The organism is Asticcacaulis excentricus, assembly GCF_003966695.1.
Taxonomy (GTDB): Bacteria; Pseudomonadota; Alphaproteobacteria; order Caulobacterales; family Caulobacteraceae; genus Asticcacaulis; species Asticcacaulis excentricus_A.
This window is the reverse complement of record NZ_AP018827.1, coordinates 212591-225754: the sequence shown is the minus strand read 5'-3', so window position 1 is coordinate 225754 and position 13164 is coordinate 212591. Positions and strand designations below refer to the sequence as shown.

At 64.0% G+C, this 13164-nt stretch carries 13 protein-coding genes; 5 read left to right on the top strand and 8 right to left on the bottom strand.

The genetic code is table 11. The annotated features are described in order from the left end of the window. Positions 1 to 3: 3 nt before the first annotated feature. Entirely contained in the window at positions 4 to 825 is an 822-nt protein-coding gene (locus tag EM6_RS01090) for a hypothetical protein (RefSeq protein WP_126419637.1), read from the bottom strand. A 95-nt stretch (positions 826 to 920) separates the two neighbouring features. Between EM6_RS01090 and EM6_RS01085 the strand changes: the two genes are divergently transcribed. After that, positions 921 to 1793, top strand: coding sequence for a 50S ribosomal protein L11 methyltransferase (locus EM6_RS01085; RefSeq protein WP_126419636.1), 873 nt, complete (start codon positions 921 to 923; stop codon positions 1791 to 1793). Here the strand turns inward: EM6_RS01085 and moaC are convergent. The 3 genes from moaC to EM6_RS01070 are packed head-to-tail and all read right to left on the bottom strand — an operon-like array spanning position 1787 to position 2977. Beyond that, positions 1787 to 2263 carry a cyclic pyranopterin monophosphate synthase MoaC gene (gene moaC / locus EM6_RS01080; RefSeq protein ID WP_126419635.1) on the bottom strand — a complete coding sequence of 159 codons (477 nt, stop codon included), beginning with the start codon at positions 2261 to 2263 and terminating at the stop codon, positions 1787 to 1789. The genes EM6_RS01085 and moaC overlap by 7 nt on opposite strands. Next, positions 2260 to 2721 carry a molybdenum cofactor biosynthesis protein MoaE gene (locus EM6_RS01075; RefSeq protein WP_126419634.1) on the bottom strand — a complete coding sequence of 154 codons (462 nt, stop codon included), beginning with the start codon at positions 2719 to 2721 and terminating at the stop codon, positions 2260 to 2262. Before EM6_RS01075 ends, moaC begins: the two co-directional genes overlap by 4 nt. Before the next feature lie 4 nt (positions 2722 to 2725). Then, positions 2726 to 2977: a MoaD/ThiS family protein gene (locus tag EM6_RS01070; RefSeq protein WP_126419633.1), complete on the bottom strand. Its 252-nt coding sequence runs from the start codon at positions 2975 to 2977 to the stop codon at positions 2726 to 2728. 181 nt (positions 2978 to 3158) lie between these two features. Here EM6_RS01070 and EM6_RS01065 point away from each other — a divergent pair, with 181 nt between their 5' ends. Further along, positions 3159 to 4364 carry a polysaccharide biosynthesis protein gene (locus EM6_RS01065; protein ID WP_126419632.1) on the top strand — a complete coding sequence of 402 codons (1206 nt, stop codon included), beginning with the start codon at positions 3159 to 3161 and terminating at the stop codon, positions 4362 to 4364. A 37-nt stretch (positions 4365 to 4401) separates the two neighbouring features. Here the strand turns inward: EM6_RS01065 and cydX are convergent, their stop codons facing one another. The 3 genes from cydX to EM6_RS01050 form a co-directional block, all read right to left on the bottom strand. After that, positions 4402 to 4524, bottom strand: coding sequence for a cytochrome bd-I oxidase subunit CydX (gene cydX, locus EM6_RS01060; RefSeq protein ID WP_126419631.1), 123 nt, complete (start codon positions 4522 to 4524; stop codon positions 4402 to 4404). 137 nt (positions 4525 to 4661) lie between these two features. After that, a complete protein-coding gene (cydB, locus tag EM6_RS01055) occupies positions 4662 to 5822 on the bottom strand; it encodes a cytochrome d ubiquinol oxidase subunit II (protein ID WP_126419630.1) in 1161 nt (386 codons plus the stop codon). A gap of 25 nt (positions 5823 to 5847) precedes the next feature. Next, the gene (locus EM6_RS01050) at positions 5848 to 7437 is read right to left on the bottom strand and encodes a cytochrome ubiquinol oxidase subunit I (protein ID WP_126419629.1); all 1590 of its coding nucleotides are present in this window, start codon (positions 7435 to 7437) and stop codon (positions 5848 to 5850) included. Positions 7438 to 7629: 192 nt separating this feature from the next. On the opposite strand from EM6_RS01050, the gene EM6_RS01045 reads away from it, so the two are divergent. Genes EM6_RS01045 through EM6_RS01035 form a run of 3 tightly spaced genes read left to right on the top strand, consistent with a single transcriptional unit; the run spans position 7630 to position 11862 of the window. Next, complete coding sequence (locus EM6_RS01045; protein ID WP_126419628.1) at positions 7630 to 9351, top strand: ABC transporter ATP-binding protein/permease; 1722 nt, start codon at positions 7630 to 7632, stop codon at positions 9349 to 9351. Next, positions 9348 to 10949 carry an ATP-binding cassette domain-containing protein gene (locus EM6_RS01040; protein ID WP_126419627.1) on the top strand — a complete coding sequence of 534 codons (1602 nt, stop codon included), beginning with the start codon at positions 9348 to 9350 and terminating at the stop codon, positions 10947 to 10949. The genes EM6_RS01045 and EM6_RS01040 overlap by 4 nt, the downstream gene beginning before the upstream one ends. A 55-nt stretch (positions 10950 to 11004) precedes the next feature. Next, the gene (locus EM6_RS01035; protein ID WP_126419626.1) at positions 11005 to 11862 is read left to right on the top strand and encodes an isoaspartyl peptidase/L-asparaginase family protein; all 858 of its coding nucleotides are present in this window, start codon (positions 11005 to 11007) and stop codon (positions 11860 to 11862) included. Here the strand turns inward: EM6_RS01035 and EM6_RS01030 are convergent. Further along, a complete protein-coding gene (locus tag EM6_RS01030; protein WP_126419625.1) occupies positions 11859 to 13112 on the bottom strand; it encodes a pentapeptide repeat-containing protein in 1254 nt (417 codons plus the stop codon). The genes EM6_RS01035 and EM6_RS01030 overlap by 4 nt on opposite strands. Between the last annotated feature and the right edge of the window lie 52 nt (positions 13113 to 13164).

Below are 13164 nucleotides of genomic sequence, written 5' to 3'. Positions count from 1 at the left end.
CGCCTATTTGCGGCCGAACAGCCAGTCGAAGAAGCCGCGCTTCTTGACCTGCGCCTGCGCCTTCTTGACCTCTTCCTGCACCTTGTGGGCTTCGGTCTGGGCCTTGGCCACAGCCTCTTCGACCGCTTCCCTGGCTTCGTTCAGTACCGGCTTGGCCTTTTCTACGGCCTCGTCCAGCTTGTCTTTGGCGGCAGCGGCGACCTCTTCGGCCTTGTGCACCGCTTCCTCGATCTTCGGCTTGGCGGCCTCGACCACATCGTCGAGCTTGGCCTTGGCTTGCTCAACAACCGGCTTAGCGGCTTCGGCGGCGTCTTCCAGCTTTTCCTTAGCCACGGCGGCGGCGGCGCTGGCGGTCTGGGCAGCCTTGTCGAGCGCCGGCTTGGCGCGCTTGACGGCCTTGTCGATCTCGCCCTGAGCCGCTTCGACGGCCTTCGCCGCGCGGGTGCGGGCCTTTGTCACCTTGGGCTCAACGGCGGCGACGGTCTTGGCGGCGCGGGTCGTGGAGCGGGCAGCCTTCTTGACCTCAGCCTCGACAACCTTTTCGGCCTTTTCGACCTTGGCCTTGGCGGTCTTGGCGGCCTTTTCGATCTTGGCCGTTGCGGCCTTGGTGGCGGTTTCGGCCTTCTTTGTCACAGTGGCGGCCGTCTTTGCCGCCTTCTTGGCCGTAGCGTCGGCAGCCTTGACGGTCTTTTCGGTCGCGGCCTTCACAGCGGCTTCCGCCGCAGGCTTCGGCGCCGGAGCCTTACGAGCGATGGTCTTTTTCACCCCGGCATCCGCCGGAATTTCCGCCGCTTTTACCGTCTTCGTCTTTTTTTCCGTCGCCATTGCCTACTTTCCCATTGGCGTAAGGGCCCCCTTACGCATAAAAGACCGTTGAAACGCTTCCGTCACATCGAATCGGACGATCTGCAAAGCCTACAATGACTTATAATCCACAACAAATCATCGCAAAAGGCCCCCGTCTGGTGGCAGAAACCGCTGCGGAGGCCATCGACAACGATGCCTGGCTCGAAGGCGCGACCTATTCGATCCTCGAAGAGGATGAGGACCGCAATATATGGCGCATCGACGCCTTCCCCACCACTGAGGAAGAAGATCAGCGTTTACAAGAGCTTCTGGCAGGATATCCGGAACTGGTCGTTACGGCGGATCAACTGGCCGATGCCGACTGGCTGGCCATGGCCCTGTCGGGTCTGCCGCCCGTGCGCGCCGGACGATTCTTCGTGTACGGTATTCACGATCGCGGCAAAAAGCCGCTCAACGCGGTTAATCTGCGCATCGAAGCCGGGGCTGCCTTCGGGACGGGCCACCACGGCACGACGGTCGGCTGCCTGTGGGCCTATAATGACCTGCTGAAAAAGCACCGTTATGAGCGCGTGCTGGATGTCGGTGCAGGCACCGGCGTGCTGGCCATCGCCGCCGCCAAGACCGGCACCAAATACGCCGTCGGCACCGATATCGACGCTATCAGCGTGCGCATCTCAAACGAAAACGCCAAGCTGAACGCGGCGGCGGCGCGCTTTGTGTGGGCCAACGGCCTGAACCACAAGGACGTGCGCAAGGACGCCCCCTACGATCTGGTCTTCGCCAATATTCTGGCGCGGCCTCTGGTCGGTCTGTCGCAGTCGATCAAGACGGCGCTCAAGCCGGGTGGCACGGTCATCCTGTCGGGCTTGCTGCGCACGCAGGAGCGCTTCGTCAAAGCCGCCTACCTGTCCAAGGGCTTCCGCGTCGTGCGTCGCATCCACCGCGATGCGTGGTGCACGCTGGTTATGCAGCGCGGCGGTCAGTAACCAAAGTCCGCCTTACCGCCGGCCTTGCCCACCACCTCAATGCCGTCGATACGCATGGTCTTATCGACGGCTTTCAGCATGTCATAGAGGGTCAGGGCTGCCACCGACACGGCGGTCAGGGCCTCCATCTCGACGCCCGTCTGCCCCGACGTCTTCACCTCAGCGCTGAGGCGAAAGCCCGGCAGGGTCTCATCCATCACGATCTCAAGCCCTACCTTGGACAGGCTCAAAGGGTGGCACAGGGGGATCAGGTCCGCGGTCTTCTTGGCCCCCATAATGCCCGCGATCTCAGCCGTGGCGATCACCGCCCCTTTAGGGGCTTTGCCGTCACGCACAATGGCCAGCGTCTCCGGGGCGCAGATCAGCCGCCCCTCAGCACGGGCTTTGCGCGCCGTGACGGCCTTCGCGCCGACATCGACCATGTGGGCGCGGCCATCCTTGCCTATGTGTGACAGGCTGTTTTCGCTCATGATGTCCACCGTTTCAGATCGTCGGCGTCTTTGGCCGTCGGTTCCACCCAGCGCGCAAAGCCGTCGCCGACCTCGCGCTTCCACAGGGCCGCCTCGGACTTGAGCCGGTCCATCAGATAGTCCGCCGCCTCAAAGGCCGCCCGCCGATGCGCCGAAGCGGCCGCCACAAACACAATCTCGTCTTCGGCCTTCACCTCGCCGCAGCGATGCGCCACCAGCAGGGCCCGCACATCGAAACGCTCGGCGGCGGCCTCGGCAATGGCCTTCAGGCTCTGCTCGCTCATACCGGGATACCAGTCGAGCCACAGGCGCGACACCGCGCCCTCGGTCGTCTCGCCCCGCACCCGGCCGGAAAAGGTGACAATGGCCCCGGCGCCGCGATTGGCCTCGACAAAGCGACCATAGAGGGCCTGCCCGTCCAGCGCCTGCGGCAGTAACAGGGTTTCGATCACCGCCATGCCCCTAGCCCCCCGAAAAGACGGGAAAAAAGGCCACTTCATCGCCGTCCTGCAATGGACGATCCTCGTGCGTCAGGGCCTGATTGACGCTCATCAGCACCCGCTGAGCCTCCAGCGCGCCAGACGCAAAGGCCGCTTCCAGAACGCTTTGGCGCAGGTCAAACAGCCGCCCCGGCGTATCAGCAAGGTCCAACACGCGATGCCGCTCGCCCATCACGTCGGCCACCTTACCAAAAAAGAGAACTGTGACCTTCATAAAGCTACCGGTGGAAAACGGTTGGGGAAAATCGGCCGCCCACAAAATTACCTTATTCTTTTTTCGCGAAAAGCTGTAAGTTAGGTGTGGGCGAACGCTTTTTTATCGCCATGCACGCACGACGCGGGGGGTGTCAATGCCTGTAGGTTTTATTCTTTTTCGGGGCCGGTATTAGGTTCGTATGGCCATTTTTAATTATCGTATTTTGCGGTTTCTGGCCAAGTCCGGCTTGATGGGACGGCGCAACGTGAAGTTGACGCTGGCCGATCCCAATGATCAGATTTCGTACAAGTCGCTGCTGCAACGCCCGCAGGTGCATCTGGACCACGCGGCGCTGAGCGCCTTCTACGCCGGCAAGCGCATCCTGATTACCGGCGGCGGCGGTTCCATCGGCTCTGAGATCGCACGCCAGGCCCTGCGATTGGGGGCGGCGCACGTCACTCTGATCGATCACACCGAACTGGCGCTCTACGATGTCGAGCAGTCGCTGAACCTGGAATTCGGCAAGCCGCCGGTCAGCCTGATCCTGTGCTCCATCCGGCGCAAGGCGCGCCTTGAGGCCATCTTCGTGGCGCAGAAGCCCGACGTCATCTTCCACGCGGCGGCGCTTAAACACGTACCGATGGTCGAGATCAATCCGTCGGAAGGCGTGCTGACCAATGTCATGGGGACGCAGTACGTGATTGACGCGGCGCAGGCGGCCAATGTGAAGCAACTGGTGCTTATCTCGTCGGATAAGGCCGTGGCGCCCGCCTCGATGATGGGGGCGACCAAGCGTCTGGCCGAACACCTGATTTCGTCGCAAATGGGCCACCTCAATCAGGCCTGCGTCGTGCGCTTTGGCAATGTGCTGGGCTCGACGGGGTCCGTGGTGCCTTTGTTCCGCGCGCAGATCGACCGCGGCGGGCCGATTACGCTGACCGACCCCAAGGTCGAGCGCTTCTTCATGACCATTTACGAGGCGGTGCAACTGGTCATGACGGCGGCCATGCACAACGCGACAAACCTGTCGGAAAAATCGAGCCTGTACATCCTCGAAATGGGCGAGCCGATCCGTATCTACGATCTGGCGAAGCGCATGATCGACATGTACGGCCTCAAGGTCGACAAGGACATCAAGATCGTCCTGACCGGTCTGCGCGACGGCGAAAAGATCACCGAGGCGCTGCTCGACGACAACGAGATCCGTGAGCCCCTGCGGCCGGGTATCTTCAAGGTGGTCAATCAGGCGATGGACCTGCACCTGCCGCCCAATCTGATGAGCGAGCTGTTCACGCTGGCCGAACGCGGCGAGGACGAAATCGTCAAGGCGCAGGTCTTCCGCTTCGTCAAAACCCTGCGCGACTACTCCCCGACTCCGCCGACGCCCCACACCGAAGAGGTGTAAAAAAACCCCGCTGTAACCAGCGGGGTTTTTTTGCATCTCAATCCTTATGCGGGTCTTCGGCATCGGGATCATCGGTGGTGAGGAATTCGAACCAGATCCCGTTCAAAATCCCGAAGGTTACGGCCAGACCGAGGCCCAGCACCCAGGTAAAATACCACATTTTGCAACTCCTTCCGGCTTTGCCTGCGGCAAAGCCTGACTTAGGAAAGCGAGGCATTTTCGACGGGCCGCCCCGAGAAAATGCCTCACAATGTTTAAAAGGGGGCACATGGGGGAAACAGAGTTTCCCCCATGCTCTCAATAGAGGTCCGGATTCGTCTTCAACGCCTTCACTTCGATGCGGCCGAACAGCACCTTATAGACCCACGCCGTGTAGAGCAGGACGATGGGCAGGAAGACCAGCGTCACACCCAGCATGATGAACAGGGTGGTGTGCGAGCTGGAGGCCGTCCACACCAGCAGGCTGGAGCGGGCGTCAATGGTCGAAGGCAGGATGATGGGGAACATCGAAACGCCCACGCTGCCGATAATGCCCAGCACGCCGATGGAAGACCCGATGAAGGCCCACGGATCGGCCTTGGTCTTCAGGCCCAGAAGCGCCAGCAGCGTGCCCACAAAGCCCAGCACCGGGGCCGCGATCATCCACGGATAGGTGCCGTAGTTGAGGAGCCACGCGCCGGCCTCCTTGACGACCTCAGCATTTCGCGGATTGGACGGGCCATTGACGGCGACGTCGCCCACGACCTTGAAGCCCAGACCGCCATAGGCGAGATAGACGCCACCCAGCGCAAAGAGAACGATCACGGCCAGAGCGGCATAGACGCCGTAGGTGATGGCGCGGTCACGCAGGGCACCCTTTTCGATTTTCAGTGACACCCAGGTCGCCCCTTGCAGCAGCAGCATGGCCACGGAGGTCAGGCCGCACAGGACGGTGAAGGGGCTGAACAGGCCGAGCAGGCCGCCCAGAAACTGATCGTGATAGGTGATGCGCAGGTCGCTATCGAGGCTGAACGGCGCGCCCTGAAGCACATTGCCGACGGCCACGCCGAAGACCAGAGCCGGGACAAAGCCGCCGACAAACAGCGCCCAGTCCCAGTTGTTGCGCCACGCCTTGCCCGGCCGCTTGGAGCGGTACTTGAAGCCGACCGGACGCAGGATCAGCGCCGACAGCACAAGGAACATGGCCAGATAGAAGCCGGAGAAGCTCACCGCATAGACGAAGGGCCAGGCGGCGAAGATGGCACCGCCCCCCAGGATGAGCCACACCTGATTGCCTTCCCAGGTGGCCGAGACGGTGTTGATCACCGCCCGGCGCTCATCGTCGGTTTTGGCGACGAACGGCAGGGTCGCCAGCGTGCCCAGCGCATAGCCGTCCATAATGGCGAAGCCGATCAGCAGCACGCCCATGAGCAGCCACCAGATGACCCGCAAGGTCATGTAGTCGATAGGTAGTTCCATAAGGGGTTACTCCTTTATAAGCGCTCTATTCAGCCGGACCGGCGAGGCCACCACTTTGCAGCGGGCTGGTGTCTTCGGCATCGTGCATACGACCGAATTTCGACGCATAGGGACCGGTCTTGATCGTCTTGACCAGCAGGCCGACCTCGATGACGGCCAGCGTGCCGTACAGCAGGGTGAAGCCGACTATGGTCACCCAGATTTGCCCGACGGTGAGGCTGGACGCGCCCATAAAGGTGGGCAGGACGCCTTCGACGGCCCAGGGCTGACGCCCCAGCTCAGCCAGCACCCACCCGGCTTCCGCCGCCAGCCACGGCAGCGGAATGGCCAGCACGCACAGGCGCAGGAACCAGCGGCTATGCTCGGCCTTGCGCAAGCTAACCAGCACAAAGGCCACCGCGAACAGGGCGATCATGGCAAAGCCGATCGCGGCCATCAGACGGAAGGTCCAGAACATCACCGGCACATTGGGGATGGTGTCGAGGGCGGCCTTCTGGATGAGGGCGGCGTCCGCCGTGCGCGGATCAGCGACGTACTTTTTCAGCAGATAGCCATAACCGATGTCGCGCTTATGCGCTTCGAACTGTGCGCGGGCGGCGAGGTCTTCGGGGTTGACCTTCAGCTTTTCCACGGCGTCATAGGCCGCCACACCCGACTGGATGCGGTGTTCCGCCGTTTCAACGAGGTCAAGGATACCGATGACCGGACGGTCGAGCGAGCGCGTGGAGATCAGGCCCAGAACATAGGGCACCTTGACTTCCATATCGGTGTGCTGGGTCGTCAGGTTGGGGATGCCAAACAGGGTCAGACCCGCCGGGGCCGGTTCGGTGTGCCACATGGCTTCAAGCGCGGCCAGCTTCATCTTCTGGTTATCGGTCAGGGCATAGCCCGACTCGTCGCCCAGAACGACGACCGACAGCGAGGAGGCCAGACCAAAGGCCGCCGCCACCGCCATCGAACGCTTGGCAACCGACACCCACTTGCCCTTGAGCAAATAGATGGCCGAGATGCCGAGCACGAAGACCGCCGCGATCACATAGCCCGCCGACACGGTGTGCACGAACTTGGCCTGCGCCACCGGATTGAACAGCACGGCCATGAAGTCCGAGACTTCCATACGCATGGTGGCCGGGTTGAAGTCCGCGCCGACCGGGTTCTGCATCCAGCCATTGGCGATCAGGATCCACAGGGCCGACAGGTTTGTGCCCAGCGCCACAAGGAAGGTCACGATCAGGTGTCCGACGCGCGAGAGGCGGTCCCAGCCAAAGAACATCAGGCCGACAAAGGTCGCTTCGAGGAAGAAGGCCATCAGGCCTTCAATCGCCAGAGGCGCGCCGAAGATGTCGCCGACAAAGTGTGAATAATAGGACCAGTTCGTTCCGAACTGGAATTCCATGGTCAGACCCGTGGCCACGCCCAGCACGAAGTTGATGCCGAAAAGCGTGCCCCAGAAACGGGTAATGGTGCGCCAGATTTCGCGCCGCGTCAGCACATAGACGCTTTCCATGATGACCAGCATGAAGGAAAGGCCAAGCGTCAGCGGGACGAACAGAAAGTGATACAGCGCCGTCAAGGCGAACTGTAGCCTTGATAGATCGACCGTCATCATATCCATGTGAGATATATCCCTCGGGTTATTGGGGTTTTTAGATCACACCCCAACTGCGGCAAGGTGCAGCAGCGGAGTGGAAATTTGCCCCTTGATGTCCGAAATGGGCTAGGAGAAAACCCATTCCGGCTTACTTGCCATAACAACTAAGCTGGGCCTGAGTATATGCCCCGCCCCTGAAACGCCCTATCGCACCAAATGTCGCACCCACGTCCCCGTACCCCTGAGACCTTTAAGGATGCTGCCCGCGACGCCGAAAAGAGTCGCGCCAAGGCTGTGCGTCAGGCGCTGAAACTATGGGCCGATCCGGCGAAAAGACAAGTCACACTTGTGCGACAGCTTGAGGTCGGGTCGGTCGTGTGCGCCACGGGCTTTGCCGCCGGGCTGGCCCTGATCCTTCAGGCGGTGCGCGGCGGTCAGTTTCCCTTGACGGGCCTGGCCCTATTGCTCATCAGCCTGTGCCTCAGAGGCGTTCTTTCCTACTATAATCAGGTCCTTAGCCTCAAATCGGCGCGCCTGATCATCGAGAATCTGCGCCTGTCGCTGATGCGCAAGGCCCTGTCCGGACGCGGCGTCGGAGCCTCGCAGATGGGGCACATGACGGCGCTGTTTGAGCATACCGAAGCGCTCGAAGGCTACTATGCGCGCTTCGTTCCGGCGCGTCAGGCGACGGCCCTGACGCCGCTTCTGGTGACGCTGGCTGTTGGTGTGGCCTCGCCTCTGGCGGCCGCTATCATCCTCTTCACCCTGTGTCCCTTTGTCACACTGATGGCCCTGTCCGGCATGGCCACGGCCGCCGAATCAAGGCGTCAGCTTGCGGCCCTGACGCGGCTGTCGGGCCTGTTCGCCGACCGCCTGCGCCACCTGCCCCTGATCCGCGCCTTTGATAACGAGGCCGCGCAGGTCGAAAAGGTGCGCCGCGCCGCCCGCGATGTATCCGAGCGCACCCTGTCGGTCCTGCGCATGGCCTTCACGGGGTCAGCCATACTGGAATTTTTCGCTGCCCTGTCGGTCGCCCTGATCGCCGTCTATTGCGGGTTTGCCCTGCTGGGCCTGCTGCCCTTCCCCGTGCCGGCTATTCTCGATTTCAACAGAGACCTGTTCGGTGGCGATGCCTTTGCCCCGGCTTTCTTCGCTCTGGCCCTGGCCCCCGAAGTCTATTTCCCGCTACGCCGCCTGAGCGCCGCCTATCACGAGGAGCAGCAGGCGCGCGCCGCCGCCGAAGCCCTGATGGCACTGGAGGTGCGGCTGGAAACACCAGACCCAGTGCCGCTGACGCTCACCACCGCCCCCGCCCTACGCTTTGAGGGGGTCAGCGCCGTCTTTGCCGACGATCCGGCACCCGTCTTCGCCGCGGTCAGTTTCAGCGCCAGCGGCGGCGCCATCATCGCCCTGCGCGGCGAAACGGGGTCGGGCAAGTCCACCCTGCTGCGCCTGTTGCTGGAGCGCGGCGGTGATGTGGAGGCGTGCGGCCTCATCGAAATCGAAGGTCAGCCGCTGACGCACGCGCACGATCTGTCGCCCGGTCTGTCGTGGATGTCGCAGCACACGCCGATCCTGCCCGGCACCCTGGCCGACAATCTGCGCCTGTCGCACCCGCAGGCCAGCGACGCCGAGGTGCAGCGGGTGATCGGCCTGACCGGGCTGGAGGCGCTGGTGGCGGCACGCGGGCTTGAGACGCCGCTGGATGAGCGCGGCTCCGGCCTGTCGGGCGGTGAGCGGCGGCGCATCGGTCTGGCGCGCGCCCTGCTCAAGCCCGCGCCGCTTCTGTTGCTCGATGAGCCGACCGCCGATCTCGACCCGGAGGCCGAGGCCGCCCTGATCGCCGCCATCCGCAGCGCCGCCAAAGGCCGCACGGTGATCATGGCCACCCATTCCGAGGCGCTGGCCGCCATCGCCACGCAGGAGGTGCGGCTGTGAGCGCGTTCAAAGCCTATTTTGCCGACCTGAAACGCCGTCAGCGTACATCCCTGATCGTCGCTTCGGTCTGTGCCGCCGGGGTGTCGATCGCGGCCACCACCCTGCTCGGCCTGTCCGGCTGGTTTCTGGCCGGGGCAGCCATAGCCGGGGCAGCGGGCGGCGCGGTGATGATGGCTTTCAACTATCTGCTGCCGTCGGCGGCCATTCGCGGGCTGGCCATTGCGCGCACCGTCATGCGCTATTTCGAGCGCCTGAGCGGCCATACGGCGGCCTTGCGCACCCTGGCGGAGCTGCGCCCGTGGCTGTTTGAGCGGGTGAGCCATACGCCGCTGCGCCTCAGCCGCGGTGAGGCCTCGGCACGGCTGGTGCAGGACGTCGGGCAGTTGGAAAACGCGGTGGTGGCGCAAAGCCACTGGGCCTCGGCGCTGGGCGGGCTGATCGCCGCCCTGATCCTGACTCTGTTGCTATCGCCCGTAGCCACCCTGATCGCGGCGGCGGGCATCGGCGCGCTGATCGGCCTGTCGCGCCGCGTCGCGCCCACGGCAACCACGGCAACCACGGGTCTGCACGAACTGGGGGCGTTGAAAAACAGCGTACACGAAACCCTGCCCTTCCTGCCCGACATCGCCGCTTATCGGTTGTCGGAGCGGTTTATGGCGCGATTATCAGAGCAGGAGGCCGCCCTGCGCACCGCCCGCGAGGCGCAGGCGCGCAGCGAAAGCCTGCCCGTCCTGCTGAACCTGAGCGTGCTGGCGGTAACCCTGAGCCTGATCGTTCTCACCCATGCGCACGCGGCCATGCCGATGCTGGCGCTCGGTCTGCTGGTGACGACGGTGGCCTTCGAAGCGACCGGCCCCCTCTTGAAAGCCATGGCGCAAACACGCCTGTTCGCCGAGGCCGAGGCGCGGGTGGCGGAACTGGGGGATGCAGAGGCCGCGAAACCCGCCCCGCGCACCGGGTCGGTCCTGCGCTTTGGCGCGCACGATTACGACCTCGGCCCACAGATGCGCCTGCTGATCCACGGCGCGTCGGGATCGGGCAAGACGCGCCTGATCGAAGCCCTGATCGGTCTGCGCCCGATGGACGAGGTGCCGGGCCTCACCGCCCTGCCCGCCCTGCGGTTCAGCCTGTCACCGCAGGACGCACCGGTGCTCAACGGCACGATTGGCGACACTCTGCTGATGGCCCTGTCGCCGCAGGAGATCGCGGCGGAAACGCCGGAAACCCTGACGGCGCGGGTATGGGCCGCGCTGGAGGCGGCGCAATTGAAGGCCCGCGTCGTCGCCATGCCCAAGGGCCTGCACCAATGGATCGGCGACGGTGGCGTGACCCTGTCCGGTGGGGAGCGCAAACGTCTCAGCCTCGCCCGCGCCCTGCTGCGTCAGGCCGATGTGCTGGTGCTGGATGAGCCGACCGAGGGGCTGGACGCCACCACCGAAGCCGCCGTCACCGAGGCGGTCGAGGCGCATCTTAAGCGCACGGGTCAGGGCCTGATCCTCATCAGCCACCGTCCGGGCCCGCGACGGCTGTGCGATCAGGACCTCGCCATTGACGCTGCCTTCCTTCTCCCCCGACTCGTCAGGGAGGTACAGGGGTAGCTTTCGCCCGTCTCTTCGCCTAAAACCCGGCCAAACGACCCGAAGGACACGTCTGATGATCGCATTCGCCCTGCATGGCGGCGCCGGGGCCAAGGCCGGCCGCGACTATGGCCGCGAAATCACCCACATGAAGGGGCTGGCCAAGATCGCGCGGCACAACCTCCATAACGGCGCCCGCGCGCTGGATGTGGTCACCGAGACCGTGCGCTCGCTCGAAGACTCCGGCCTCTATGTGGCGGGCAAAGGCGCGTCGCCCAATGCCGCCGGTGTGTTTGAACTGGACGCCAGCCTGATGAGCGGCGCCGATCGCCGCGCCGGGGCCGTGGCGGCGCTGGCCGGGTACAGGAACCCTGTCGCTATCGCCCGCGCCGTGATGGAAAAGACGCCGCACGTCCTGCTGGCCGGCGATGGCGCGCGGCAATTTGCCGAGGCACAGGGCTTTGAGACGGTGACCGACGACTATTTCACCCGCGCCGGGGCTTTTGAGTCCAACTATCCGCCGGGAACGCTGGCGCACGGGACGGTCGGGTGCGTGTGTCTCGATTCCTATGGCAATCTGGCGGCCGCGACCTCGACGGCCGGCGTGTTTGGCAAGCTGCCGGGTCGCGTCGGCGACACGCCGATCATCGGCGCGGGCACCTGGGCCGACGACCACGCCGCCATTTCCTGCACCGGTCAGGGCGAATACTTCCTGCGCGTTCAGGCCGCCGCACAGGTGGCCTTCCGCATCGGGGCCGGTCAGGGCGCATTTGAAAGCGCCGGTCAGGTGCTGGAGCAGATCGCGCGCATGGGTGGCGAAGGCGGGCTGATCGTCGTCACCCGTTCCGGCGAAGTGCACGCGCCCTTCCGCTCGGCGGGCATGAAGCGCGCCTATTTCAGCGGCGATGGCGACATTGTCAGCGAGGCGTTTTAAGCCGCGATCTTGCCCTTAAGGCCGACGCAAACGACATTGACGAGGCTTTCCAGCGTCATCTGCGCCTTGTCGAGGTCAGAGCGCGACAGGTCGGCCCCGTCAAGGCGCGCCTGACGCAGATCGGCGCGTTGCAGATTGGCCCCGCGGATGCGCGCCTCTCTGAGGTCCGCCGGGAACAGACGGTCACCGGAGAGCTTCAGAGGCCCAATATTGGCCCCCTCCAGATTGGCGCCATCCATCCGCACACCTTTCATCTGCGCGCCACGCAGGTCGGCCCCGCTCAGGTCGCAATTGCGCAGGTCCGCCCCTTCGAGGTGCGCGCCCTGCAACTGGATGCCGCGCATATCGAGGCCGTAAAACACCGCTCCCCTGGCCGACAGCGCCGCCAGATTGAGCCCCTTGATGGATTTGAGCGCGCGCAGATCGGCCTTGTCAAAGGCCGAAGGCTTGCCCGCCTTGCCCACACTATCGACCCATTCGGCGTGATCCCGGATCATCTCGTCATAGGGCAGACGGCTGACGTCCGTACCGGCGGCCTTTTCGGTCAAAACGCCGCTCAGATTGGTCTGCGAGGCGTTCCAGCTTTCGGTCTTGGTGCCGATCATCACCGCGTCTTTCAGCGACGCGCCGCTGACGTCGCAGCCCGACATGTCCGCCCCGGACAGGTCGCAATTGTCCATGATCGCCTGTTTAAGGTTGGCGCGGACCAGCTTGCACGACTTCAGGATGGCGTCGGTGAAATCGGCCTTCATGGCCTGAATGCCCGACAGCTTGGAGCGCTCCAGATTGGCCCCGCGCAGATTGGTAAACCCGGCGTCCGACACGCGCGTGGACACTTCGACATAGGCCAGCCCCGCCGCCTTGTCCGGCAGAGCCAGCGCCCCTTCGCGCAGGTCGGCCTCAAACAGATCCACATCGGCCAGATTGGCCCCGCGCAGGCAGGCCCCGCGCAAATCCGTGCGGCGCAGGGAGGCGCGGGTCAGATTGGCCATCTGCATATCGACGCAATAGAGGTTCGACTGATCAAGCAGCGCGCCCGACACATCCGCGCCCACCATGATGGCGGCGGTGAAGTCGGCGTCGCGCAGGTCTCGCCCGCGAAAATCCAGCCCCGACACGTCCATCCACGCGAAAACAGCCCGCGCACCTCCGGGCTTCATGGCCTTGAGACGCTCGTGCTTCTGGCAGATCGCGTCCACCTGCGCCTGGGTCAGGCGGGTGTAGCGTGACTGTCCGGTGGTGGCGCTCATGCGCGGGGACGGACCTTTCGATAGGGTTTTAATTAACCCTACTGAAAAAGCC